The sequence below is a fragment of the Devosia sp. GW821-FHT12F11 genome, assembly GCF_058806655.1.
Map to the genome: position 1 here is coordinate 55,360 of NZ_JBXAPX010000005.1, position 24,105 is coordinate 79,464.

Consider the following 24,105-nt stretch of genomic DNA (forward strand, 5'->3'; position numbering starts at 1 on the left):
CAGTAATTCTAACTTTCTAGAAGGATCGAAATCAATGAGGAACATGCATCTTCCGGTTGCGGTCATCGGCGCCGGTCCTGTGGGTCTTGCCGCGGCGGCGCAACTGGTGTCGCGGGGGCTGACGCCTATCGTTTTCGAGCGCGGCGCGACGGCCGGTGCTTCGCTGCTCGAATGGGCGCATGTGCGGGTGTTCTCGCCGTGGGAATACAATATCGACAGTGCAGCCAAGGCGTTGCTCGAGGCTGCGGGGTGGGAGGCGCCCGAGCCGACCGAGCTGCCGACCGGTGGCGAGATCGTGGCGCGTTACCTGCAGCCGCTGGCTGAGCTGCCCGCCATCGGCACGGCGCTGCGGCTCGGCGCGACGGTGACGGCGATCACCCGGCGGGGCCTCGACAAGGTGTCGAACGGCAACCGCGACACGACGCCGTTCGAGATCCGCTGGACCGATGCCGATGGCGTCGAGCGGGCCACGGCAGCGCGGGCGGTGATCGATGCTTCCGGCACCTGGACGCGGCCCAACCCGATGGGCATCGATGGACTGGCTGTCCCCGGCGAACGCTCGCTCGGCGACCGCATCGCCTATGGCATCCCCGATGTCACGGGGGCGCAGCGGGCCGATTATGCCGGGCGCACCACGCTGGTGGTGGGCGGCGGGCACTCGGCCATCAATGCGGCGCTGGCGCTGCTCGCTTTGCAGGACGCGGCACCCGATACAAAGATCCTCTGGGCGCTCAGGCGCAACCGGCTCGATCGGCTGCTCGGCGGCGGACTCAACGATCAGTTGCCCGAGCGCGGGGCGCTGGGCCTCAGGGCGCGGGCGGCGATCGATGCCGGGCGGCTGCAGATCCTCGCGCCGTTCGCCGCGACCGGGCTTGCCCGTTCGGCCGAGGGCGTGACGGTCAGCGGCAACCTCGGGCTGGCGCCCCTGACCCTCGAGGTCGATCGCGTCATCGTCGCCACCGGTTTCCGGCCCGACCTGCAGATGCTCAGCGAGCTGCGCGTCGGCATCGATCCGGCGACCGAGGCGCCGCCGGCGCTGTCGCCGCTGATCGACCCCAATTTTCATTCCTGCGGCACGGTACCGCCGCATGGGGTGGTCGAACTCACGCACCCGGAAGCCGATTTCTACATCGTCGGCGCCAAGTCCTATGGCCGCGCCCCGACCTTCCTGATGGCCACCGGCTACGAGCAGGCGCGATCGGTGGTCGCCGAACTCGCCGGCGATCCGGTCGCCGCCCGGGAGGTGCAGCTGGTGCTGCCCGAAACCGGGGTGTGCAGCGTCACGCCGGCCGCGCTCGGCGGCGCTGCCTGCTGCGGTGGCCCGGCGCTCGATGCCAGCTCGTGCTGCGTCGCCGACGAGGTCGCCAAGGCCGAAGGCGAGGCCGGCTGCGGCTGCGGAACGTCATCGGCCGCCAAGCCGCTCGTCGAACTCGCCTGAACCTCGGAGCTCCGATGTCGTCTCGCAATTCCGCCGCGATGATCTGGGCGCTCGGCGCCACCCAGGTCATCGGTTACGGCACGCTCTATTACGCCTTCAGCGTGCTGGCTCCGGCGATCGGCGCCGAGTTCGGCTGGCCGCCGGAATGGGTGTTCGGAGCACTGAGTGTGGCCCTGCTGGCGGGGGGCTTCCTCGCCCCCGTGGCCGGGCACCTGGCCGATCGGTTCGGCGCCGCGCGCACCATGGTGGCGGGTTCGGTAGCGGCGTCGCTGTTGCTCGGCGCGGCCGGCTTCGCCGTCGATGGCTATAGTTTTGCGGCGGCGCTGATCGGCATGGAGATCGCCTCGAGCCTCGTGCTCTACGCCACGGCCTTTGCGGCCTTGGTGCAGGCGGGCGCCGGGCAGGCGCAGCGGCGCATTACCTACCTGACGCTGATCGCCGGCTTTGCCTCGACGCTGTTCTGGCCACTGACAGCGGTGCTGCTCGAGCAGCTGGGCTGGCGGGGCACCTATTTCGTCTTCGCCGGGCTCAACCTCCTCGTCTGTGCGCCGCTGCATTTCTGGCTGGCGCGTGGCGCCTCGGCGGGAGCCGGGCCGGCGGCCGGCAAGCCGCAGCAGAGCGTCGCCGAGACGGGGGTGCTGCCGCTGGGGCGGCGCAGCCTGGCTTTGGGACTGATGATGGCCGGCTTCGCCATCGTGGGGTTCATGCTGTCGGGCGTGTTGCTGCAGATCATGCCGATCCTCAATGGGCTCAGCCTCGGGGCGAGCGCGCTGGTGGTCACGACGCTGTTCGGTCCGGCACAGGTGCTGAGCCGGCTGGTCAACATGCTGCTCGGCCGCGACCTCAAGGCCACCTGGCTCGCCGTCATCGCCGCGGCGCTGCTGCCGGCCGGCCTCGCCGTGCTGGCGCTCACCGCGCCATCGTTGCCCGGCGCGGTGGTGTTCGCCATCCTGTTCGGGCTCGGCTCCGGCCTCACCAGCATCGTCTCCGGGGCGCTGCCGCTCTATCTGCTCGGCCGCGACCGCTACGGCGCCCGTCTCGGCTGGCTCTCCTCAGCCCGCCAGGTTGCCTCCGCCATTGCCCCTTTCCTCCTCGCCGTGGCGATGGGTTCGTTCGGCATCGGCGGGGCGCTGTGGGTATCGATCGGGCTGGGGCTGGTGGCGGTCGGCGTGTTCGTTGCGGTGGAGGCTATGGTACCGCGACCGGTGGCGGCGGCTGTTGAGGGGTAGGGTAGGGGGCCTCTGCCCAGGTGCAGCAGGGCACTTAAGCTACCCCACCCACCGGCCGTCATCCCAGCGAAAGCTGGGACCCCCACGGCGAGGGCCTTGTCCTCGTCCGACACCCACTTGCGCTGCGGCGAGATGGGTCCCAGCTTTCGCTGGGATGACACCGAGTTTGGGGTGGCTGCGGTGGGTCTGCGGCGGGGTTATGCCGATAGGATCAGCCCGTCCTAATACTTCGAAATATCCAGCCGCTGGTCGATAAACGCGCGTTTGCCCGCCCTGCCGCCGGCCAGCCGTTCCACCTGTTCGACGGCGAAGACGATCTTGCCGTGGGTGCGCTGGGTCAGGCCGTTGGCGACGCGCAGTGCGTCGGCCTCGCTGCCGTCGGCGGTGGGGATGTAGCGGATGGTGCTGTGGCCCGGCCGATCCTGGAAGAACTGGTATTCCTCGATGCCCTCGAAATAGCGCGGGTTTTCCGGGGTGAAGTCGATGGTGACGACGCGGTTGCCATCGGACGAGATCAGGAAATCGGGCTTGCGGCGCGGGGTCAGCCGCTCGACGGTGAGGCGCTGGCCATTGCCGGCGGTGGCCGGTTCGACCAGCGTCGCGCGGTCCTCGGTATCGTAGCGCAGGAACGGCATGCTGATGCCGGTGAAGCCGGTGCCGACCAGCCGGCCCTCGCGGCCGATCTCGGTGATCGGCCGGCCGGCTTCATCCACCAGTTCCGCAAGGCCATAGAGCGGGTCGAACTGGTAGAAGCCGTCGCTGCTGATCTCCTTGGCGAACAGCACCTTTTCGCTGAGCCCATAGAAATTGGCGATCGGCACCTCACCGAACACTGCGCTGATGATGCGGCGCTGGTGCGGATAGAGCGGCTCGGAGATCGGCAGGATGCCTTTGAGCGGGCGCTTGGGCATGCGGCCGATGCGGCACATGTGCCGGCACATCAGTTCGATCGCCGAGGGATAACCGTAGAGATATTCGAGCTCGTGCCGGTCGATCAGATCGAGATAGGTGCGCACATCGTCATGCGTCATCGGGAACACCGAGAGGCGCAGCTCGCGCAGGGCCGGTTCCCATTGCGAAATGCTGGTGCCCCTGGGGTGGAGCCCGAAGCCGCGCAGGACGATCTTGCCGGTCTGTTCGGTAAAGCCGATGCGGCTCCAGTTGTCGTAGACAAAGGCCATCTCGCGGGCGCTGCGGTCCTTGTCGAGGTAGAAGGTGAACGGCCGCTCGCCGTTCGAGCCGCTGGTGTCGCCGCGATCGGCCTCGCCGCGCGGCACGGTCAGCACTGCCTCGCCGGCCTGCCGCAACTCCTCTTTGCGCAGGATCGGCAGGCGCTGGAGATCGCTGAGCTCGAACGTCGTCGCATCGAAATTGCTGCCGAAGGTGCGCTCGATCAGCTCGCGATAGAACGGGCTCAGCGCATGGGCGCGGCCGACAATGGCGCGCAGCGAAGCCAGGTGCTGCGCATCGGCATAGGCAGGGTCGGCGCTGGCCAGCGCGATGCGTTCGCGCCACTTGCGGTAGCTGCCGCCGAATTTCAGCCTGGTCGGCACCAGCGAAATCAGCGGCGCCAGCGAGCGCCGCACCACTTCGGGACTTCGCACATAGGCGCCGCGCGCCACATCCATCAGGCTCATTTTCAGGTCCCCCACTTCGGCGCCACGCGCCGTTTTCACCCGGCTCATCGCAGATCACCAACCCCTAGAAACTCATCCATTCGCCGGCGAGCTGATACTCGACCGGCTTCATCGTCTGCTTGAAGCGCGTATAGCCGTCGCCGGGCTTCAGCCCGCCGACATCGAAAGTTCTGACGCCGCGGCGGTGCATGTCGCGCAGCACCTGCCACATCAGGAAATTGCCGGCATTGAGCTTGCGGCCCGCGGGGCCGAACCAGCCGACGTGGTATTCGGCATGCGTGCCGAAGCGGACCACCGACATGCCGGCCACCGGCTCGCCCTGGTGCAGCAGCTGGAACACCGAGACATCCTCGGGTGCGGTCAAGCGCAGGGCGCGCAGCAGGGCCGGGTCGGCGGCGGTGAAGCCGCGTTCGGCCATGTTCTCGGCATGGCGCGCCAGCATCCATTCGTAGGTTTCGTCGTCCTGAGCGATGCGGAGCTCGGCGCCGGCCTTTTCAGCATTGCGCACGCGGTTACGGAAGGTGGAGGCGAGCCCGGCCCAGAGCGCGTCTTCGCCGACGGTCAGATCGATGCGGCCCGATTGCCAGGAGCGGCGGTGGCGCAGCCGGTAGCCGGCGCGGCGCAGCAGCGCGTCGCTTGGCGCCCCGAGCGGCAGGGCAGGGGCGATCAGCAGCGGCGCCGTCCAGATGCGGCCCCAGCGGCGGCGGAGCGCGGCATAGACGCCGACGATCCGGGCTGCATCAGGGGCGGCGTCGAGGAACAACGGGCCACGATTGACGCGGTTGAGGAGGCGCAGGCCGAAGCGGCGGAACTCGAGCACGGTGGCAATCGCCACCGGCCGGTCGGCCTCGAGAAACACTACGCGCCTGACGGTCCACCCCTTCGCCGCCTTGCCTTCGCCATAGGCGAAGCCCTGTGGCAAGTGCGGGTCGGGGCATGAGGCGATCAGGCTGTCCCACCGGGCCTTGTCGGCCACGAGCTCTGTGGTGATCGCCTCCCTCGCGTCCCCGGTTTTCGCCGGGGAAACTGGTGTAGCGGTGCTCAAGACGTCGTAGGTCATTCCGCATTCCCAAACGCGTCGACCTACCGTTTGCGGCGCGCTGGAACGTGGTAGTCCCGGGCAGGAAAACTGGAAACCAAAAGGTTACCTTAGTGTTAACGCGCGGCGCTTCTCCACACCTCGCCCACGGCCCGGGCATAGGGGGTGAGATCGAGCTTTTCGCGGTGCAACTGCAAGGCCGCAGCGCCCAGCCGATCACGCAGCGGCTTGTCCTCGACCAGCCGGGTCAGCGCCGTGGTCAGGGCATCGACATCGCCCACCGGCACCAGGAGGCCGGTTTCCCCATCGATGACGATGTCGGACACCGCGCCGACCGGCGTCGCCACCACGGCGAGGCCGGACGCCATGGCCTCGATGATCGACATCGGCAGGTTCTCGGCAAACGAGGGCAGCACCATGATATCGGCCGAAGCGATCAGTTCGGCGACGCGTTGCGGGCCGACCCAGCCGGGGAGATCGACGCGGTCGGCGAGGCCCAGTTCGGCCGCCTTGCTGCGCGCCGCCTCGACATGGCCGTCGCCGCCGATGGTGGCGCGCCAGCTATCGAGGTGCTGCATCCGCGCCAGGGCGTCGCCCAGTTGCGGCACGCCCTTGCGATCGCCGATGCGGCCGAGAAACAGGATGTGCACCCGTTCGCCGCCACCGACATGCGGCAGGCTGGGCCGCGCCGTGGCGTTGGGCACGATCACGATGCGATCGGCGGCCAACGGCGCCCGCGCCGCGACGAAATCGCGCCAGACCTTGCCGAGCACCATGGTGTGCGCGGCGCCTTCGAACATTGTCCGGATATTCCGGCTCAGGCTGCTCTGGTCGTCCTTCCAGAAATCCCGGTACTCGGCGCCATGCAGATGCAGCACATAGGGAACGCCGAGCAGCCGGGCGAGCCGGGCGATCTGCAGCTTGCGATAGGTGCTGCCTTCGCTGGCGAGGTTGATATGGACCACGTCGAGCCGGCCCATGGCCTTCAAGCCAAGCATGCGCAGCAGGAAGCCGACGAGGTAGAATGGCGACAGCGCGATATGGCCGGGGCCACGGGTGGCGGCGAAGCGCACCTTGAGGCCGGCAGTGCCCTGCCGTTCGAGCTCGTCGCGCAAGCCGCCCATCACCCGGTCGATGCCACCCTGGCCGGTGCCGCCCGAGGGGGTGGCGACCAGGACGTCGAGGGGTTTGGTCTGGGTGTTCCGCTGCAGCATGAGCGAGCCATAGCGCCCGCCGGAAGCGGGGGGAAGCAAAGGCTCGGGTCAAGGTTTACGGCGGGGGTGAGGGCACCGGACTCTCAGTGATCCTCCCCCGCGTGGCGGCGGAGGAAGATGAGAGGTCGGCGACCGCCTCGCATTCAATACAATTGCCGCCGTTCACCACCATCGGCCAAAGCGCTGTCGGGTCGGCCCTGAAAGGGTTAAGCGAAAGTGAAGAACATCCCCGGGGTAGTGACACCTGGGGGGAAGGTGACCACCCGTGCTGCTCCGCTCGACCCTGATCTATGCCCCGGCGATCCTGCTGACGCGCCTCTCGGCGCTGCTGATGCTGGTCATCGCGACGCGGCTGATCGACCAGACCGAGTATGGCCTGCTGACCCTCGTCGTCACGGTGGGGGAGCTCACGGATTCCGCCGTGAGCAGCTGGCTGCGCATCGCGCTGCTGCGGCTCGGCGGCAAGGGCGAGATCAGCAAGGGCAGCGTCAGGCTGGCGGCGCGGGTGCTGGTGGTCACGACGCTGCTGGGGCTCGTGGTCTCGGTCGCCGGCTCAGTGCTGGTGGCGCCCGAGCGCTGGGTCGAGTTCGCCCTCGCGGTGGGGACTTACCTCGCCGTTGGCGCCCTTGGCCGCTTCGCGCTCACCCTGTTGCAGATGCAGCAGCGGCACACCGCCTATTCGCTGCTCGAGTTCTTCCGCGCGGTGCTGCAGCTGGCGCTGCCGATCGCGGCGATACTATTGATCCACGGCTCGTTCCTCGCGGTGTCGCTGGCCTCGAGCCTCGCGGTGCTGATCGCCGGCAGCGTCGCGCTGGTGCTGGCCAGCCGCCGCGTCGTCATCGGCCCGTCGCGCTTCACCCATCGTGAGCTGTTCGCGCTCGGCATCCCGCTGATCGCCGTCGCCACCATCAGCTTCGGGCTCAACAGCGCCGAACGCGTGCTGCTGAAGCTCTATTACGATGCCGGCGCCGTCGCCGTGTTCGCCGCGGTCTATGCGCTGGCGCGGCAGCCGATCGATACCATTTCTAACGCTATCAACATGGGGGCCTTCCCCGAGTTCGTCAGCAAGTTCGACAGCGAAGGCTCGGCGGCGGCCGGCCGGTTCCTCACGCACCAAATGGCGCTGATGGGGCGGCTGACCTTCCCGGTGGTCGCCTTGCTGGTGGCGCTCTCCACCGAGATCGGCGGCCTGCTGCTGCCGGCCGACTATCACCAGAATCTCGGCGCGCTGTTCCCGATCATCGCGCTCAGCGTGCTCTTCGCCAACTTCACCAGCTTCGTGTTCGAGAACGTCTTTCACGCCCACAAGAAGCCCTGGCTGCAGATGGTGGCGCTGGCCCCTGGTTCGGCCGCAACCATCGTGCTGTCGCTGCTGCTGATCCCCGCCTATGCCGAGATCGGCGCAGCGCTGGCGCTCGCCGGCGGCACGCTGGTCGGGCTCATCGCCGCCTGGGCGGTCAGCCACCGGCTCACTCCGGTGCCGATCCCCTATAGGGATCTGGGGATTTCCGTCGCCGTGGCCGCTGCCACCGGCCTTGCCGCCTGGATCGCCAGCGCGCTCCTCGGCGACAGCTGGCCGCTGTTCAAACTCATGGCCGGCGGAACGGCCGGCGGGCTGGTGTTCCTCGGCCTGCAGTCGCTGCTGCACCCCGAGGAGACGCGGGCCCTGGCCGGCAAGGTGCGCGCCAGGCTGGGGATGGCCTAGACACCCCGGTTGTGGGCGAGGTCGCAGCGAAGGCGGGGGGTGACCACGAGCAACACCTGGTGGTGCAGCTCCTTCGCTTTCGGCCCCTGAGCATTCACTGCAGCTGCAGTGACGCGGCACCCGACCGCCCAGTACACTCTGCGTTGATAAGGTCAGCCAAGGAACGGTCAAGCAACGGCTGGCCATGGGAAATATGGCTGCCCTTCAGCCGAACCTTGGAATCACGCCGAAGTGAATAACGCTTGCACGACGCCAGGCCGGCTATACGGGTGGCATGGCAACACCTAGTAGACCGCTAAATCGCTACGCCTTGAGCGATCCGCCACGGCCACAACTGCAGCTGACGCAGAAGGCCTGGACCTGGCTTGGATGCATAGCCTTCAGTGCAATTATTTGGGTGGCGATTATTAAGCTTGGGCTGGAGATGTTCTGAGGGGCGTGGACGCGCCTTCGCGGCCGGTAGCGCAAGCTCAGAGGGATCTCGTTGCATCCGGGGTCGGCCTCCGACCTCCCCACCGGATATCATTGCAGCTGGGCGGGCCAGTTCGCCAGTGAAACGCTCTAGGCTGCGGCCCTGAACGCCATGGCGCGCGAGAGCGCTTCGTCCCACACCGGCAGTGGATAGACCTGGTGGAAGTAGTCGAAGCAGCGGAGCATCGCCGCGCCGCTGCCCGGGTAGCGGGTCACCACGTCCATGATGGTGTGCTTGAAGAAGGTGGCGTGCTTCACGTCCTCCGTCGCGTGCTCGATGATGAACCGCAGACTTTCGCGCGGCAGGTCGCGCCCCTCGATGATGGGCAGGGCCGCCTGCGTCACCAGCGCTGTCAGCTGTTCGAAAAGATATTCGGGACCGCAATAGCCCAGCGGGTCTTCCGCCTCGGCCATGCGCCACCAGATCGCCGCCACGGCGAAGGTTGCGGGCGAGGGCGGCGTCCCGACGTCGCGGCCGCCTGTTTTGGCAAGGTCCTCCCTTGCCCATACGCCATGCTCGGCTTCTTCGGCCTTGTGGTGCGACAGCGCCTGGATCAGCCTGACATCCGCCTTGGGCAGGCGGCCGAACCACCTGAAGCCGGCCTCGGTGGTGTGCGCCTGGTACCAGGTGACGGAACGGAAGATCTCCCGGACCAGGGCCATGATGTCCTCGCGCGGCACAGCCGGATCGGTGATCATCTGCCAACCGCGCCAGGCCATCACCTCCTGGAAGATCGACGAAACCCGTTCGTCGAGCTCGCGAAATACCGCCTGGGCTTCATGAGAATAAGCTTGGTCTTGGCGCGGTCTGTCCATGCGGCGTTACCTTTCAAGGGATGCGAGATATTCAAGCAGCGGGCGAAGCAGCGGTGAGCGCGTGCTGCGCATGTGGTTCACGTCGCGCAACGGCAGACGGAGAGTGACCAGCGGCCCGGCGATGGGATCGTGGATCAGACCGTCGCTGAGGATGTAGCCAAACCTCTGAAACAGCGGCGCAATGACCGGTCGGGCCGCAACGAGCCCATAGTCTGCCCCTGACAGCAGCCCGGTTCTGTAGATCTGACGGAAGACTGCCGGGATGTAGATCTGCCCGGTGGGCGCAACGGTCAGGCGGGAATTGAGTCCGACCCGGCTCGGGTCGAGGTCAGAATGGTGCCTGAGGGCAGCCGCCAGTTGCGGGTCGGTGGTCGCCTTTGCCGCCCGGGTGAGCCGGACGCCGACGAGGCATTGCCCGTCGCGGACAATGCCGAAATTGAGGCTGTCGCGGTCGATCGGCTCGAGCAGCAGGCGGTTCTGGTGGTCGGCGTGAGGATAGGCTTTTCCATCGCGCGCGACGAAGAAGTCGTATCGAAGCCGTGCCAGCGCCCTGAGGTCATCACCGGCCAACAACAGCGGCGCGATGGCCTGGTCGCGCAGCGCCTCGCCGGACCAGCCGTGCGGGTGCGTGTCCAGGTCGTCAGGTTCAAGCAGTTCGAGCATCGGCGAACACCCCATCAGGTGCGGCCGATACAATCACGCGGCGCGGTGCCGTCTTCACCCAACTGGGTGACGCCAACCAAGGTGTCCGCGGGCCGGCAACCGAGGGAGCTGGCGGGCGAAGCCGGGGATGGCCCAATGGGCGTCGACCCCATCCGGTCTGTTCACGGCAAGGTCGGACAAGTCAGCGCCGGCCGAGCGGCCGGGGCACTGGGTCGCGACTTTCGTCGGGATGACGGCCGGTATGTCTGGCTGGTCGCAAGTTCTCCCAGACGTAAGGCTTTCCGTCGCCCTCACAGCCCCCCGATCCGCACCGGAAATTCTCCACGCACCAGCAGTGGCTCCACTCCGTCATCTAGCCGTCCAAGCCGTACCAGGTCGCCGGTGCTCTCGTAGCTGCCGTGAAAGAACGCCAGGTTGCCCCATGGTACGTAGTAGCAGAGGTCTCCGGCGCTGGCGTCAGGAACCGGGCCGCGCATCAGTTCGGTGAGCTTACGGGGCAGGTAGGCGATCTTCTCGTTGCCGCCGAAATCGCTGATCGTCAGCTCCAGCGGCAGCATGGCGGCGAATTCGCGGGCCGAGGCATTGTCCTCGAGCGTTGCGGTGAAACTCTGCTTGCCGAAGACAACCCGAACTCTCATCGCCATCGCTCCATCGTTTGCATCTTGCCCCAGCCCCATGCCGGACAGAAGCGGGCCGATCATGAGCCCGCCAATGACACTGCGCCGCCTGATCATGCCGGGTCTCCGCCGATCTGCGGGCTGGACGCGGCGCTTGCTGCCAGAAGCGTCGCGAGTGCGAGGAGCAGGGCCGCGAGGAGGAATGGCGCCCACCAGCCTGCAGCATCGAACAGCAGCCCGCCGCCAAACGCCCCCAGGGTAATCGCCACCTGGATCAGCGCCACCTGCAGGCCGCCGCCGGCCTCGAGGTCGCGCGGCATGACCCGCGTCATCCAGGTGCCCCAGGCGACAGGGATCGGAGTGGTCAGCACGCCCCAGAGGATGAGCACCGCCGCAGTCAGGAACGCGCTGTGGCCGAGCGGGATCAGCAGCACGGCCAGCACCGCCAGCAGCCCCGGCAGCATGACGAGCACACGCTTCAGGTGCGACCGCATCAGGAAACCGGCGACGGCCGTGCCGAGAAGGCCGCCGAGGCCAAGCCCGAGCAGCACCAGCGACAGGGCGTTGACGTCGAGGCCGGTCACCAGTTCGAGAAAGGGCCGCAGATAGGTAGAGAGTGCGAACTGGCCCATGAAGGCCAGCGCCGTGGCGGCCATGCCGACGGCAACTACCGGGCTGCGCAGCAGGCCCAGCATGTTTCGGGCCGAAACCTGCCGGTCAGGGGCGAGGCGCGGCAGCACCAGCCATTGCCAGACGAGACCCAGCAGTCCGATCGGCACGACGATGGCAAAGGCTGCGCGCCAGCCCACCAGCCCACCGAGAAAGCTGCCGAGCGGAGCGGCGATCACCGCGGCAAAGGCGGTGCCGCCCTGCAGCATGGCAAGCGCCTTGGGCAGGTCGGCCGGGGTCGACAGCCGGGCGAGGATGGCGGTCGAGAGCGACCAGAAGCCGCCGATCGCCACCCCGACCAGGGCGCGCCCGAGCATGAACACCAGCCCGTTCGGCGCGAACGTCACGGCCAACCCGGAAACGATCAGCACCACGGTGTAACCGAGGACGACGGTTCGGCGATCGAGCCGTGCCAGCAACGTGTTGCCGAACAGGCTGGTCAGCACGGCGAAGAAGCCGGAAACGGCAATGGCCTGGCCGGCCTGTCCCTCGGTGATCGTCAGGTCCCCGGCGATCGGGGTGAGCAGGCTCACCGGCATGAATTCCGAGGCAATGAGCACGAAGGTCAGCAGCGACATGCAGACCACGGCGCCCCAGGACGTACGGGTCGGAGGATTGGTGGGATCGTCGGTTGGCAGAGGCATGGAGCTATTCCGGGTGGGGGCGCGCACTGCGGCCGATGCCAGCCAGTCGAACTGGGCGCCGATTCCGCCCGTGAGGGCGCGCTCCCAGAACGCCTGGGGCGTCATGGTTTGCCGATCGGGGCAGGGGTCGTGTTGCGCGGATGGTTTCGCCATGCCGGGAAGATAGTCCTGCGTGACTATTCCGATTACCCCTGGTAATTCGCATGGACTTATCGGGAATTGATATTAATCAGCTGAGACGATCCGATGCAGCGACGCGACCTGACCGATATGCTGTGGTTCCTGGCGGTGGCCGAAGAACGCAGTTTCACGCGGGCGGCCGCGCGGCTCGGCACTTCGCAGCCGACCCTGAGCCAGGCGATCAAGCAGCTCGAGGCGCGGCTCGGCCTGCGGCTGCTGACCCGCACCACGCGCTCGGTTGCACCCACCGAAGCGGGCGAGCGGTTGCTGCAGGCGCTGGCGCCGCGCATCGCCGGGCTCGAAACCGATATCGATGCCCTTATGGCCATCCGCGACAAGCCCTCGGGGACGATCCGCATCACCCTCTCCGATCATGCGCTCGAAAGCGTGGTATGGCCGAAGCTCAGGCCTGTGATGCGCGACTACCCCGATATCCGGCTCGAGCTCAACAGCGACAACGGCTTCCGCAACATCGTCGAGGAGCGGTTCGACGCGGGCGTGCGGCTGGGCGAAAGCCTCGACAAGGACATGATCGCGGTGCGGATCGGGCCGGACTGGCGGCTGGTCGCGGTCGGCTCGCCGGATTACTTCGCCCGCCACACTCGACCGCAGCACCCGCAGGAGCTGGTCAACCACACCTGCATCAACCAGCGGCAGATCCGCTCGGGCGGGCTCTATGCCTGGGAATTCGCCAAGGACGGCCGCGAGCTGCGGGTCCGGGTGGATGGGCAGTTTATCTTCAACACGTCCTACGCGCAGATCGATGCGGCGATCGGCGGTTACGGCATCGCCTACCTGCCGGAAAATATCGTCGCGGCGCAGATTGCCTCGGGCCAGTTGATCCAGGTGCTCGACGACTGGTCCCCAATGTTCGCCGGCTACTACCTCTACTACCCCAGCCGCCGTCAGAACTCGCCGGCCTTCTCGGTGATCGTCGAGGCGCTGCGGGTGCGGGGGTAGTGCGTCTCCCTGGTGGGCTGGGGCACGATCGCGCCGCAGCCTCGACTCTGCCGGCCCCCAAATCCTCCACGCCCTGGGCCGAGCATCGCTGCTGCCGCCGCTCCTGCCCGGAGCGGTTCGATAGCGGCAGCAGTGCTCTCGACCGTTCACGCCCCGTCGGGGCGATCCCAGAAGCGCAGGGCAGTGCAGGTCTCGATGAAGGCTGCGGCGTCGGTGGTGGCGAGGTCGATGAAGCCGTCATCGAGATCGTCGGGTAGCCCGACCTTGGCGAAGAGTTTCTTCGCCGCCTCGGCAAAGCCGATGAACTTGTAGTGGGCGTAGGCATCGGCGACGAAATCGCGGGCGGCCGGGAGTTTCAGCAGCGACAGCACCCCTTCGTCGCCGGGCAACACCGCCACGGCGTCGAACAGCACAGAGGGGCCACCATCGATCTTGTGGTGGGCCGCGAGCAGCGTGCCGTCCTTGGCGGTGATCCCCGCCACACTGGGGGCAATGAGCTCCATCGTGCCGCCCGCTGCCGTCACGGCGGCCTGCAGCGCATCGAGCAGCGCGGCATCGACGCCGTCGGTGATCAGCACCCCGAGCTTCCGGCCTTTGAAGGTGGCCGGCGGGTTCTTCAGGATCGAGAGCGCGTCGGATGCGGGCAGGTCGAGGCGCGGGGTGACGGCGGGCGGAGCGGCGGCCGGCAACTGCTTGAGGCCAAGCCCGTCGGCGACCGTCTGCGCCAGGGCCTCGTCGATGTTGAGGAGATGCGAGACGACGCGCTCGCGGATGGCCGGCACCTCGACCTTGCTCAGCTCGAACACCAGCGCATCGCCGATATGGCGCTGCTCGATCAGCGACTGGCTGATGAAGAACTGCCGGGCCTGGCTGTAGTGATCGGCAAAGCTCTCGGGCCTGAGGCGTTGTTTGGCGCCCTCTGCCTCCTCGGCGAAGCTCTCGAAGCCCGCCGCGGTTTCGCGCGGCCCGCCGATTTCCGTGCCCCACGAATTGGGCTCGTAGTTGGCTCGTCCCTTGGGGTTGTGGAAGGCCATGTGGCCATCCTGCTGGAAATTGTGGAACGGGCATTTCGGCGCGTTGATCGGCAGGTGGGTGAAGTTGGGCCCGCCCAGCCGCTTCAGCTGCGTATCGAGATAGGAGAAGTTGCGGCCCTGCAGCAGCGGGTCATTGGAGAAATCGATGCCCGGCACGATGTTCTGCGTCATGAACGCTACTTGCTCGGTCTCGGCGAAGAAATTCTCGGGCATGCGGTCGAGCACCAGCCGGCCGACCGGCGTTGCCGGCAGCAATTCTTCGGGGATCAGCTTGGTGGGGTCGAGCACGTCGAAATCGAAGCTGTCGGCGAATTTCTGGTCGAAAGTCTGGAGGCACAGTTCCCATTCGGGGAAATCGCCCGCCTGGATGGCGTTCCACAGGTCGCGGCGGTGGAAGTCGGGGTCGGCGCCATTGATCTTCACCGCCTCGTTCCACACCACCGACTGCATCCCCAGTTTCGGCTTCCAGTGAAACTTGACGAAGGTGGATTTCCCTTTGGCGTTGACGAGCCGGAAGGTGTGGACGCCAAAGCCCTCCATGAAACGGAACGAGCGGGGGATGGCGCGGTCGGACATCACCCACATGATCATGTGCATCGATTCAGGGGTGAGCGAGATGAAATCCCAGAAATTGTCGTGCGCGCTCGCCGCCTGCGGAAACGCCTTGTCGGGCTCGTCTTTCACCGAATGGATGATGTCGGGAAACTTGATGGCATCCTGGATGAAGAACACCGGGATATTGTTGCCCACCAGATCCCAGTTGCCCTCCTGCGTATAAAACTTCACGGCGAAGCCGCGTACGTCGCGCGCCAGGTCGAACGAGCCCTTGTTGCCGGCGACGGTGGAGAAGCGCACGAAGACCGGCGTCTTTTCGCCGGCGCGCTGGAACAGGTCGGCGCGTGTCAGCTCGGGCAGCGGCTTGTAGCTCTCGAAGAACCCATGCGCGCCGTAACCGCGAGCGTGCACCACGCGCTCGGGGATGCGCTCGTGATCGAAGTGAAAGATCTTCTCGCGGAAATGCGCGTCCTCGATCAGCGTCGGGCCGCGCGCCCCCTGCTTCAGGGTGTTCTGGTCGTCGGCAACGGGCATCCCCTGCTGGGTGGTGAGGACGTCATAGCCTTCCTCGGCGCGCTGATGCGTTTCGCCGCCTGCGCCGCGCACGATGGGCTGGTCGCCATAGGCAATCGTCGACTTTGAAGTTCTGGCCATGGGTGCTCCTTGGCCCGCGGATGCGCGCCTTCCGAGCTTAGCGTGGCTCGCGCGCGATCGTTCCGTCGCGGTGGCGAAATTGAGTTCGGGTTGCGCCGGAACATTGTCCCCTTCGCCAAGTTGAGTTGTCAGCAGCCACCGAAGAGCGCCGCCTTTCGAGCGCTCCCGTGGAGTTCATAGGAGCAGCACAATGGCCCCCGATTATCCCTCCGACACCGACCTCAGCCCCGACCGCATCCGGTCCGATGCCGCCGCGCTCACCGAGACCGCCCAGGCCGACCTCAGCCATCTCGGCGACGAGGTCAAGCAGCAGGCCGCGGCCATCGGCGACGAGGCTATGACCCAGCTCGAGGGTGTCACCGAGAAGGCCAAGGGCATGGCCGCCGATCAGAAGGACCTGCTCGTTGCCCAGCTGGGCGGCGTCAGCGGCGCCCTGCAGAAGGTGGCCGGAGAGCTCGACAGCAGTGGCGAGGCCGGCAGCCGCTATGTCCGCATGCTGGCGGACGGGGCCGAAAAACTCACCTCCACGGTGCGCGACAACGATGTCGACCAGATCATCGGCATCGCCCAGGATTTCGGCCGGAAGCAACCGGTCGCCTTCATGGGCGCCGCCGCCTTGCTCGGCTTCGTCGCCTCGCGCTTCGTCCTCGCCTCCGCTTCGCGCAAGCCTGATGCGACGGCCACCCCTGCCGGATCGGGCTACAGCTCGAACTACGGCTCGAACTACGGTTCCGGCCGCTCTGGCCCAGGCCAGGGCTCGATGCAGTCCGGCTCGAACCCCTCGGCTGAGGTATTCAACGAGGGAGGCCGAAATGGCGGATACTGAGCGCCCCCATACCCTTACCGATCTGCTCGGCGGGCTGGCCGGTGACATTTCCGGGCTGTTCCGCAAGGAAATCCAGCTCGCCAAGACCGAGGCGTCGGAAAAGCTTGGCGATGTGCTTGCCGCCTCCAAGGGCCTCGCCATTGGCGGCGTCCTCGCCATCGGCGCCGTCGGCGTCTTTCTCTCGGCGCTGGTGATCGGGCTCTCCTGGGGCCTCGTCGCCATCGGCATGTCCGAGCAGGCCGCGGGTTTCGTTGCCTCCATCGTCGTGGCCGGCGTCGTCGGCATCATCGCCTGGAGCTTCATTTCGAAGAGCCTCGAGGCCTGGAAGGCGACCACCTTCGAGCTCGACCGCACCACCCATTCCCTCGCGCGCGATGCCGAGGTCGTTAAGGAGAGCCTGTGATGAGCAGCTACGGAAAAGATTCTGCCCAGCTGGAGCGCGAAGTCGAACAGCAGCGCCAGCGTGTCGAAGACCGGATCGGCGAGATCAAGGATCGTTTGTCTCCCGGGCAACTGGTGGATGAGCTGCTGAGCTACACCAAGGATGGCGGCCAGCACTTTGCCGCCAATCTCGGCCACACGGTTTCCAACAATCCGCTGCCGGCGGCGCTGCTCGGCATCAGCCTCGTCTGGCTGATGACCGGCCAGGGCCCCAAACTCTCGGCGCCCCCCGCCGCGCCGCAGCCCAGCCGCTACCGGTCCGACTATCCCTATGCCACCGTTTCGGGTGGCCTGCGCCGGGTGGGCCATGCCGCCGACGAGTCGGGCACGTGGTACAGCGAGTTCGAGGATGCCGGCGGCAGGCGCTTCAAGGCTGAATCCAACGAGCTGGGCCATCGGGCCGGGGAGTTCGTCGACGAAGCCGGCAGGAAGTTCGGCGGCTTTCTCGATGAGGCCGGCCATCGTCTGCAGGACTTCCAGGACGAAGCCGGTAATCGCATCGATGAGGCGGCAGGCTGGGCCTCGCATGCCTGGCAGGACTTGCGGCACCAGGTTGGCGACATGTTCGACAACGTGCAGCAGCAGGCCCGGCATGTGGGCAGCAGCGCCCAGCACCAGACCGATCGCGCCGCCAGGGTGGTGATGGATTCGTTCCAGAACCAGCCGCTGGTTGCGGGGGCGCTGGCCTTTGCCGCCGGCGCCGCCCTAGGCGCTGCGCTACCGCATACCGAGCAGGAAGACAAAGCCGTGGGCGAACTGGCCGACGAGGTCAGGAGCAAGGCTATCGATGTCGCCTCGGAGGTCTACGAGGAGGGCAAGACCCGCGTCGCCGACCTCTACGAGAAGAGCAAGGATGGTGCCGCCAAGGTCTACGACGAAACCGTCAAGGCCGTGAGCGACAGCGTCAACGGCACCCCCGAGCTGCATTAGCGGGCGGGGATTTCTGCCGAACCGCAGGCCGGACGGGCGAGGCTTCGTAAGCCAGCTTGTCCGTCCGGCCTGTCAGCTCGACCAACGAACGGCAGTCGAGCTGTATGTCTCGTCCGTTCGCACCCATCTCATTTTACCACCACCTGGAGAGCCAAAATGGCCACCGACGAAAAGACCCTCGACGACCTGTTCCTCGATACGCTCAAGGACATCTACTATGCCGAAAAGCAGATCGTGAAAGCGCTGCCCAAGATGGCCAAGGCGGCGGTATCGCCCGAACTCAAGGCCGGCTTCGAACAGCATATGCAGGAGACCGAAGGCCATATCGAACGGCTCGAGCAGGTGTTCGAGCTGATCGGCAAGCCGGCCCGCGGCAAGACCTGCGACGCCATTCTCGGCATTCTCGAGGAAGGCAAGTCGATCATGGAAGATTTCAAGGGCACGATGGCGCTCGATGCGGGCCTCGTCTCGGCGGCGCAGGCGGTCGAGCACTATGAGATCGCCCGTTACGGCACGCTCAAGAGCTGGGCGTCGACGCTCGGCATGAAGGATGCCGTGGCGCTGCTCGATGCAACGCTGCAGGAAGAGATCGCGACTGACAAAAAGCTGTCCAAGGTGGCGATCGGCGACGCCAACCTCAAGGCGGCGTGAGACGTTCGGCGGGTCTGGTGCTCGGCATCAGTCCCGCCTTTCTGCATGGGGCATGCGGAAGGTGAAGCGCGTTTCGGTCGCGTCCGACGTCACGTCGATCCGCCCCTCATGCGCCTGGGCAATCTGTGAGGCGATGTAGAGTCCCAGCCCAAGCCCCTGCACCCGCGAGTGCGGGTTGGAGCGATAGAACGGCTGAAACAGCTGCTGCATCGCCTCTGGCGGGATCGGGGGGCCGGCATTGGCCACTGAGAGTTCCAGCTCGTCGACGCCCAGCACGGCATCGACCCGCACCGGCTGATCCATCTCCCCGTGGGTGATGGCATTGGCCAACAGGTTGGAGAACATCTGCGCCAGCCGGGCATGGTCGGCCTCGACCTCGATTGTCGCATCGAGGTGCAGCTCGATCAAGCGCTCGGGATAGCTGGTCCTCAGTTCACCCACGACCTGCTCCAGGGTGGGCAGCAGCGGCTTCAGGCTGCGGTTGAGCTGGAGTCCGCCGCCCAGTCGGCCGCGGGCAAAATCCATCACATTGTCGATCAGCCCGCTCATCCGCAGCACGCTGCCGCGGATAAGCCCGATCACCCGCTGTGATTTCTCGCTCTGCGGTTCACGCATCAACAGGTTGGTGCCACCATCGATGGCGGCCAGCGGGTTGCGCAGGTCGTGCCCGAGCACGGCAATGAACTGCTCGCGCAGCTCCACCGCCTCGTGCTCGGCGAGCAACTGGCCTTTCGACAGGCGGGATTCGGCTTGCGCCGTCTCGGTGGCATCGACCAGCTCACGCTCATAGCGGCGCCGCTCGGTGGCCCGAAACACCGTCACCCGGGTGAACAGCAGTCCACCCTCGGGGTCACGGCGCTCGGCCGCGTTGGCGAGGACATGCAGCGGCGTGCCGTCGGCCCGGATCAGGTCGAGCGCCACCTCGTCGAAGAACCCCTGCATGCGCAGCAGCGGGGCGAAATGCGTTTCGTAAAAGATCTGGCCCGCAATGCTGAGCACGTCGCGCAGCCGCTTGCCGAGAAGGGCGTCGGGCGCCATGCCCAGCCAGCGCGTCAGGGTGTGGTTGGACTTGACGATCCGCCCGTCGGGGTTGAGCGAGAGATAGCCGCAGGGGGCATTCTCGTAGAGATCTTCGAGGTCTTCGGCAGCCGGCCCGGGCATCGTTCAGATGAAATCCCGGATCGCCGCGATCACTTCGGCGGGGGCGCTGAGATTGGGGCAGTGGCCCGTCGCCTGCAGGACCTTCATTTCGCTCCCGGGAATATTGTCGCGCACATAGGCGCCGACCGCCTCGGACGCGATGATGTCGTCGCTGCATTGCAGGATCAGCGTGCGGGCGGTCACCTTGGCGAGGTCGGCGCGGTTGTCGGCGGTGAAGGTGGTGCGGGCGAACTGCCGCGCGATGGCCGGGTCGGTGCGGCAGAAACTATTGGTCAGTTCCTCGCCCAGTTCCGGGCGGTCGGCATTGCCCATGATCGCAGGGGCCATGGCCGCCGACCAGCCCATATGGTTGTCGGCGAGCGAGGCCAGCAGTTCCTCGATCTGTTGGGCGGTGAAGCCGCCATGATAGCCGACATCGTCGATGTAGCGCGGCGACGGGCCGACCAGTACCAGGCTCTCGAACATCTCGGGCGCCTTGAGTGAGGCGAGCACGCCAATCATGGCGCTGACCGAGTGGCCGACGAAGACGCCGCCGGTGACGCCGAGGGCTCGGCTGATCTCCACGAGGTCGTCGGCGTAGCCCTCGAGTGTGGAATACTTGCCGGCATCATAGGTCGAAAGGTCGGACTGGCCGGCGCCGACATGATCGAACAGCACGGTGAGATGGTCGACCTCGAAGGCTGGGGCAACGAAACGCCACATGTTCTGGTCGCAGCCAAAACCATGGGCAAATATCATCGGCTTAAGTCCCGCGCCGGCGGTGACAACGTGGTTGCGGGAGATGACGGTCATCGAGGCTCCGACTGGGGCGAACTGGACGCTGCATCTTAACGCGGCGGAAGGCGAAAGGATCACGGCCTGCCGCGAGTCATTGTGTTCACGCGTTTACGTCCGAGACGGATCGATCGGGGCCTCTGGGAGTTGATGCTCACCCACCTTGAGGTCATGACGTGACGCATGCTGTTTCAGTGCTGGTAGTCGAAGACGAAGCGCTGATCCGCATGGATATTGCCGATCAGCTGGAGCGCGACGGGTTTTTCGTGTTCGAGGCGGCCAATGCCGACCAGGCCATTGTCGTGCTCAATGCCGAGCCGAGCGTGCGCATCATGTTCACCGATATCGACATGCCCGGCAGCATGGATGGCCTGAAGCTCGCTGCCGCGGTCAGGGACCGCTTTCCGCCGGTGCAGATCATCGTCACTTCGGGGCACCGGAGCGTCGAGCTTAGCGAAATGCCCGCCGGTAGCGTGTTCTTCAGCAAGCCTTATCAGCATGCCGCGGTGATGGCGTCGATGCGCCAAATGCTCGCCGCGCCGCCGGGCTAAAGCCGCTGCAGCACCATGCAATCGAGCACCGCCCACAGGTGGATCGTGGCGCCCAGCACCACGAAGCAGTGCCAGATCACGTTGTGAAAATGCAGACGCTCCCACAGGTGGAAGATGATGCCGGAGCAATATGCAACGCCACCTGCGATGATCAGCAGCAGCGTGCTCGGCGGCAGGACGCTAGCCAGTGACTGGAAGATCAGCACGCCGCTCCAACCGATGCCGAGATAGAGCACCAACGCCAGCCGGCCGAAATGCTGCGGCACGATCAGCTTCAGCGCAATGCCGATCAGCGCCGCGCTCCATACCGCGATCAGCATCAGTGTAGCCGCGGGGGTATCGCCCAATAGCGCCAGCAACGGCGTGTAGGTGCCGGCAATCAGGAGGAAGATGGCGGCCTGGTCGAAGCGGGCAAGCAGCCGTTTCAGCGGGGCGACCGGCGCGAGGTTGAAGGCGAGGGAGACGCTAAGCACCAGCAGCAGCGAGGCGACATAGATCGAAACCGCAAGGCCGGCCTGCAATCCGCTGCTGGCGACGAGGACTCCGCCAAGCCCCAGGGCAACGAGCAGGCCGATGACATGGATCACCCCGTCGCCGATCAGCTCCATGCGGGAGTAGGGCTTGCCCCGATGCCACCAGGTACGGTCGGGATACGGTTTCAAAGAAATCATGGACAAGCCTCGCTACAGCAACCTCAACGTGCCAGGGCCCCAACTGATCCACTGTCGGCTGGATCTATTGCAGCGGGCGGAGGAACGCATGCCGACGAACCCCGTTTGTCCCAGGCACCAGCCAGGTGGGCTTCACGCGAGATTGGAATGATCTACTTCTTCGATGTACGCGATGGGGCCGACCTTTCGCAGGACGATACCGGTATCGACCTTCCCGATCCCGCGGCCGCCCGGCTGCAGGCGACGCTTGCTCTTACCGAGATGGCGCGAGACCACCTGCCGTCCAATGGCGACGAGCGGAGACTCTCCATTCATGTGCGCACCGCCGAGGGGCCGCAGTTCGACGTGTCGCTGGACTACGAACTCCAGGTGACGAGCGGCCAGGCGGGGCACGAGGAATAACATGTCCAGAATACAGCCCGACGCCTTTACGCCCTTCTTCTCCATGGTGTCGGTCAGGGACGACCTGTCCGATGCCGAGCACAACGCCATCCTTAGTGCCGCCGGCACAGCGCGCTCGTTTGCGGCGGGCGCCGACATCGTCACCCAGGGCGATCGCCCCAGCTTCAGCACGCTGGTGGTCAAGGGTATGACGGCGCGATACTCGACCGTCGAGGACGGCGGGCGGCAGATCACCGGTCTTCACATCGCGGGGGATTTCGTCGACCTCCACTCGTTCCCGCTGCAACTGATGGACCACTCGGTCACCGCCATCACGCCGTGCGAGGTGGTGGCATTTCCACACCGGGGGCTGCTCGACATTACCGAAAACTACCCGCATTTGACGCGGGTGCTGTGGCTGCTGACTCTGCTCGATGGCGCCATCCACCGTCAGTGGATGGTGACGAAGGGCCGGCTCACCGCCGACGAACAGATGGCGCACCTGTTCTGCGAGCAGTTCGTGCGCGCCCAGATGGCGGGGCTGGCCGAGGCGCAGCGCTATCCGTTTCCGCTGACCCAGATGCAGTTCGGTGATGCGTTGGGGCTGTCGATCGTCCACACCAATCGCACCTTGCAGCGGCTGCGGCGAACCGGGGCGATCGAATGGGAAGACGGCGTGGTCGAGGTTTTCGACTGGCCGCTGTTGCGCGAACTGGGCCAGTTCGACCCGACTTACCTGCATCTGGAAAAACTGCGGCGCTAGCTGCGTGCGAGGTAGGCGCGCCTGCGCCGGGGAGGGCGACGAGCGCCCGAGGCTCAGTCCTTCGAAGGCTTGGTGAGCCCGGGCTGCTCCTGCCTGGAGCCGTCGGGGCGCCGACCCAGATCGTCGATATTGTCGTCCATCTGCTTGCCCGTGCCGCTCTCGATCGGTTCCGGCTTCGGCTTGGGCTTGTCCTTGCTCATGTCAGCTCCTTGGGGTTGGGGTGCAGCCTAAAACATTCGCCGCACCCGAATGGATGCGGCGACAATCTCACCGGCTTGGCGCTCTTGCTGGTGCTGAGCCTCAAGTCCCAACGTCAATGGAGGGCGGTTCGTTCCGCTTCACTTCGCGGCCCGTTGCCCCATTGCGGGGCCGCTGCACGATATTGCTTCCAACTGGTCGATCATTCGCCGAAACGCGGCATCCACATCCAGCAGACGGCTATGGTCGGGCTCACCCTTGATCGCCGTGCGGAACTCGCTGTGGCGACGACGGATTTCGGCGAGCAGGGCGCCGGCCTCGAGCCGGGCCAGGCCGCGATCGTCATCGGTACCGTAGAATGACTCGGCGAGGCCGCGCAGCCGCGCCGCCTTGCCGTTCCAGCGCTGCAGCTCCCCGATGAAAGGTTTGAGGGTGCCATCGGCGCGTCTTCTCTCCACCACGCTGGTCTGCGCGTTGCGGTGCTGTGCTGTTGCGGTAGCTGGCATGGATGGTTCTCCGTCGAGTGGGCGTTAAGTCATTCGGCCTGATAGGCGCCCGGCGCGGGAACCAGCGCCGCCACGGCGGTGAGCAGATCCTGATCGCTGAACGGCTTGGGCATGACCCTTGCATCCGGGAAGTGCTCGAACACTTCCTCGACGCTGGCAGCAGTGCAGAAGATGAAAGGGACGCCCTCCTGCCGCAGCCTTGCCACCAGTCCTTCCGGTTCGGCATGCTGCAGGCGGAAATCGATCACTGCCAGGTGAATCCGCTGCCCCGCCAGTAGCGCGAACGCCTCATCGATATCGGTGGCGATGGTCACCCGGTAGCCCGCACTGACCAGCGGCGCTTCGATGACCGAGGCGATGAGGTAATTGGTCTCGACGACCATGGCCCTGAGGCCGGCTGATTGGTATGTCATGCATGCGCCAAACGCAGGAGGACCCATCCACCCGGTGGTGGATCGGCAGGCTCGATGCGCTTCGCCAGGACGCCCGGTTGCAGCAATACTAGGGGTGCCCGCAGGAGACCGGCTCGACCGGTCGATGAACACTAGGCCTAAGCGTGGCCGGGCGCATTAACAAAAGACATGTCCTGGGAACGATCACTGCACGTTCGGGTTACCTTCCCATTTTTCAGGAGGGACCACACTCGTGGCAAAACCGCCGAAAAGCCCGCCCGACAAGGCTGATCGCAAGCCCCAGCGGCAATCACCAGACATCAGCGATCTCGAAA

Annotated in this window: 25 protein-coding genes; 11 read left to right on the forward strand and 14 right to left on the reverse strand. The window is 66.2% G+C overall.

What is annotated here, in order from left to right:
- Positions 1-34 precede the first annotated feature (34 nt).
- Positions 35-1,438, forward strand: coding sequence for an NAD(P)-binding domain-containing protein (locus tag AC1ROK_RS15655; protein ID WP_492848490.1), 1,404 nt, complete (start codon positions 35-37; stop codon positions 1,436-1,438).
- Between the two features lie 14 nt (positions 1,439-1,452).
- On the forward strand, positions 1,453-2,667 hold the full coding sequence (arsK, locus tag AC1ROK_RS15660) for an arsenite efflux MFS transporter ArsK (RefSeq protein ID WP_492848492.1): 1,215 nt from the start codon (positions 1,453-1,455) through the stop codon (positions 2,665-2,667).
- 221 nt (positions 2,668-2,888) lie between these two features.
- On the opposite strand, the gene AC1ROK_RS15665 is transcribed toward arsK, so the two are convergent.
- From AC1ROK_RS15665 to AC1ROK_RS15675, 3 genes are all read right to left on the reverse strand, one after another.
- Positions 2,889-4,352, reverse strand: coding sequence for a phenylacetate--CoA ligase family protein (locus AC1ROK_RS15665; RefSeq protein ID WP_492848494.1), 1,464 nt, complete (start codon positions 4,350-4,352; stop codon positions 2,889-2,891).
- A gap of 16 nt (positions 4,353-4,368) precedes the next feature.
- Positions 4,369-5,364, reverse strand: a complete 996-nt coding sequence (locus AC1ROK_RS15670) for a lipid II:glycine glycyltransferase FemX (RefSeq protein ID WP_492848496.1) — start codon at positions 5,362-5,364, stop codon at positions 4,369-4,371.
- A gap of 95 nt (positions 5,365-5,459) precedes the next feature.
- Positions 5,460-6,557 carry a glycosyltransferase family 4 protein gene (locus AC1ROK_RS15675; RefSeq protein ID WP_492848498.1) on the reverse strand — a complete coding sequence of 366 codons (1,098 nt, stop codon included), beginning with the start codon at positions 6,555-6,557 and terminating at the stop codon, positions 5,460-5,462.
- Between the two features lie 265 nt (positions 6,558-6,822).
- Between AC1ROK_RS15675 and AC1ROK_RS15680 the strand changes: the two genes are divergently transcribed.
- On the forward strand, positions 6,823-8,262 hold the full coding sequence (locus AC1ROK_RS15680) for a lipopolysaccharide biosynthesis protein (protein ID WP_492848500.1): 1,440 nt from the start codon (positions 6,823-6,825) through the stop codon (positions 8,260-8,262).
- Positions 8,263-8,823: 561 nt separating this feature from the next.
- Here AC1ROK_RS15680 and AC1ROK_RS15685 read toward each other — a convergent pair.
- The 4 genes from AC1ROK_RS15685 to AC1ROK_RS15700 all read right to left on the reverse strand — a co-directional run bounded on the left by AC1ROK_RS15685 (position 8,824) and on the right by AC1ROK_RS15700 (position 12,142).
- A complete protein-coding gene (locus AC1ROK_RS15685) occupies positions 8,824-9,549 on the reverse strand; it encodes an iron-containing redox enzyme family protein (protein ID WP_492848502.1) in 726 nt (241 codons plus the stop codon).
- A gap of 6 nt (positions 9,550-9,555) precedes the next feature.
- On the reverse strand, positions 9,556-10,212 hold the full coding sequence (locus AC1ROK_RS15690) for a hypothetical protein (RefSeq protein WP_492848503.1): 657 nt from the start codon (positions 10,210-10,212) through the stop codon (positions 9,556-9,558).
- A 290-nt stretch (positions 10,213-10,502) separates the two neighbouring features.
- Entirely contained in the window at positions 10,503-10,850 is a 348-nt protein-coding gene (locus AC1ROK_RS15695) for a cyclophilin-like fold protein (RefSeq protein WP_492848505.1), read from the reverse strand.
- A gap of 92 nt (positions 10,851-10,942) precedes the next feature.
- The gene (locus AC1ROK_RS15700) at positions 10,943-12,142 is read right to left on the reverse strand and encodes an MFS transporter (RefSeq protein WP_492848506.1); all 1,200 of its coding nucleotides are present in this window, start codon (positions 12,140-12,142) and stop codon (positions 10,943-10,945) included.
- 246 nt (positions 12,143-12,388) lie between these two features.
- Between AC1ROK_RS15700 and AC1ROK_RS15705 the strand changes: the two genes are divergently transcribed.
- On the forward strand, positions 12,389-13,282 hold the full coding sequence (locus tag AC1ROK_RS15705; protein ID WP_492848508.1) for a LysR family transcriptional regulator: 894 nt from the start codon (positions 12,389-12,391) through the stop codon (positions 13,280-13,282).
- Between the two features lie 146 nt (positions 13,283-13,428).
- On the opposite strand, the gene katE is transcribed toward AC1ROK_RS15705, so the two are convergent.
- Positions 13,429-15,525, reverse strand: coding sequence for a catalase (gene katE / locus AC1ROK_RS15710; RefSeq protein ID WP_492848509.1), 2,097 nt, complete (start codon positions 15,523-15,525; stop codon positions 13,429-13,431).
- Positions 15,526-15,715: 190 nt separating this feature from the next.
- Between katE and AC1ROK_RS15715 the strand changes: the two genes are divergently transcribed.
- The 4 genes from AC1ROK_RS15715 to AC1ROK_RS15730 all read left to right on the forward strand — a co-directional run bounded on the left by AC1ROK_RS15715 (position 15,716) and on the right by AC1ROK_RS15730 (position 18,373).
- Positions 15,716-16,351, forward strand: a complete 636-nt coding sequence (locus tag AC1ROK_RS15715; RefSeq protein WP_492848511.1) for a hypothetical protein — start codon at positions 15,716-15,718, stop codon at positions 16,349-16,351.
- A complete protein-coding gene (locus AC1ROK_RS15720; protein ID WP_492848513.1) occupies positions 16,338-16,754 on the forward strand; it encodes a phage holin family protein in 417 nt (138 codons plus the stop codon). The genes AC1ROK_RS15715 and AC1ROK_RS15720 overlap by 14 nt, the downstream gene beginning before the upstream one ends.
- A complete protein-coding gene (locus AC1ROK_RS15725; protein ID WP_492848515.1) occupies positions 16,754-17,722 on the forward strand; it encodes a DUF3618 domain-containing protein in 969 nt (322 codons plus the stop codon). The genes AC1ROK_RS15720 and AC1ROK_RS15725 overlap by 1 nt, the downstream gene beginning before the upstream one ends.
- Positions 17,723-17,878: 156 nt before the next feature.
- The gene (locus AC1ROK_RS15730) at positions 17,879-18,373 is read left to right on the forward strand and encodes a YciE/YciF ferroxidase family protein (protein ID WP_492848517.1); all 495 of its coding nucleotides are present in this window, start codon (positions 17,879-17,881) and stop codon (positions 18,371-18,373) included.
- Between the two features lie 27 nt (positions 18,374-18,400).
- On the opposite strand, the gene AC1ROK_RS15735 is transcribed toward AC1ROK_RS15730, so the two are convergent.
- Both AC1ROK_RS15735 and AC1ROK_RS15740 read right to left on the reverse strand, forming a co-directional pair.
- Entirely contained in the window at positions 18,401-19,534 is a 1,134-nt protein-coding gene (locus AC1ROK_RS15735; protein ID WP_492848519.1) for a PAS domain-containing sensor histidine kinase, read from the reverse strand.
- A 3-nt stretch (positions 19,535-19,537) separates the two neighbouring features.
- Entirely contained in the window at positions 19,538-20,326 is a 789-nt protein-coding gene (locus tag AC1ROK_RS15740) for an alpha/beta fold hydrolase (RefSeq protein ID WP_492848521.1), read from the reverse strand.
- A 158-nt stretch (positions 20,327-20,484) separates the two neighbouring features.
- Here AC1ROK_RS15740 and AC1ROK_RS15745 point away from each other — a divergent pair, with 158 nt between their 5' ends.
- A complete protein-coding gene (locus tag AC1ROK_RS15745; RefSeq protein WP_492848523.1) occupies positions 20,485-20,859 on the forward strand; it encodes a response regulator transcription factor in 375 nt (124 codons plus the stop codon).
- On the opposite strand, the gene trhA is transcribed toward AC1ROK_RS15745, so the two are convergent.
- A complete protein-coding gene (trhA, locus tag AC1ROK_RS15750; protein WP_492848525.1) occupies positions 20,856-21,530 on the reverse strand; it encodes a PAQR family membrane homeostasis protein TrhA in 675 nt (224 codons plus the stop codon). The two genes, AC1ROK_RS15745 and trhA, sit on opposite strands and share 4 nt — an antisense overlap.
- A 147-nt stretch (positions 21,531-21,677) precedes the next feature.
- On the opposite strand from trhA, the gene AC1ROK_RS15755 reads away from it, so the two are divergent.
- Positions 21,678-21,932 carry a DUF6894 family protein gene (locus AC1ROK_RS15755; RefSeq protein ID WP_492848527.1) on the forward strand — a complete coding sequence of 85 codons (255 nt, stop codon included), beginning with the start codon at positions 21,678-21,680 and terminating at the stop codon, positions 21,930-21,932.
- Position 21,933: 1 nt separating this feature from the next.
- On the forward strand, positions 21,934-22,674 hold the full coding sequence (locus AC1ROK_RS15760) for a Crp/Fnr family transcriptional regulator (RefSeq protein WP_492848530.1): 741 nt from the start codon (positions 21,934-21,936) through the stop codon (positions 22,672-22,674).
- 53 nt (positions 22,675-22,727) lie between these two features.
- Here the strand turns inward: AC1ROK_RS15760 and AC1ROK_RS15765 are convergent, their stop codons facing one another.
- The 3 genes from AC1ROK_RS15765 to AC1ROK_RS15775 all read right to left on the reverse strand — a co-directional run bounded on the left by AC1ROK_RS15765 (position 22,728) and on the right by AC1ROK_RS15775 (position 23,791).
- Positions 22,728-22,874: a hypothetical protein gene (locus AC1ROK_RS15765; protein WP_492848532.1), complete on the reverse strand. Its 147-nt coding sequence runs from the start codon at positions 22,872-22,874 to the stop codon at positions 22,728-22,730.
- Positions 22,875-23,012: 138 nt separating this feature from the next.
- The gene (locus tag AC1ROK_RS15770; protein WP_492848534.1) at positions 23,013-23,378 is read right to left on the reverse strand and encodes a hypothetical protein; all 366 of its coding nucleotides are present in this window, start codon (positions 23,376-23,378) and stop codon (positions 23,013-23,015) included.
- A 29-nt stretch (positions 23,379-23,407) separates the two neighbouring features.
- Entirely contained in the window at positions 23,408-23,791 is a 384-nt protein-coding gene (locus tag AC1ROK_RS15775; RefSeq protein WP_492848536.1) for a response regulator, read from the reverse strand.
- Positions 23,792-24,105 lie beyond the last annotated feature (314 nt).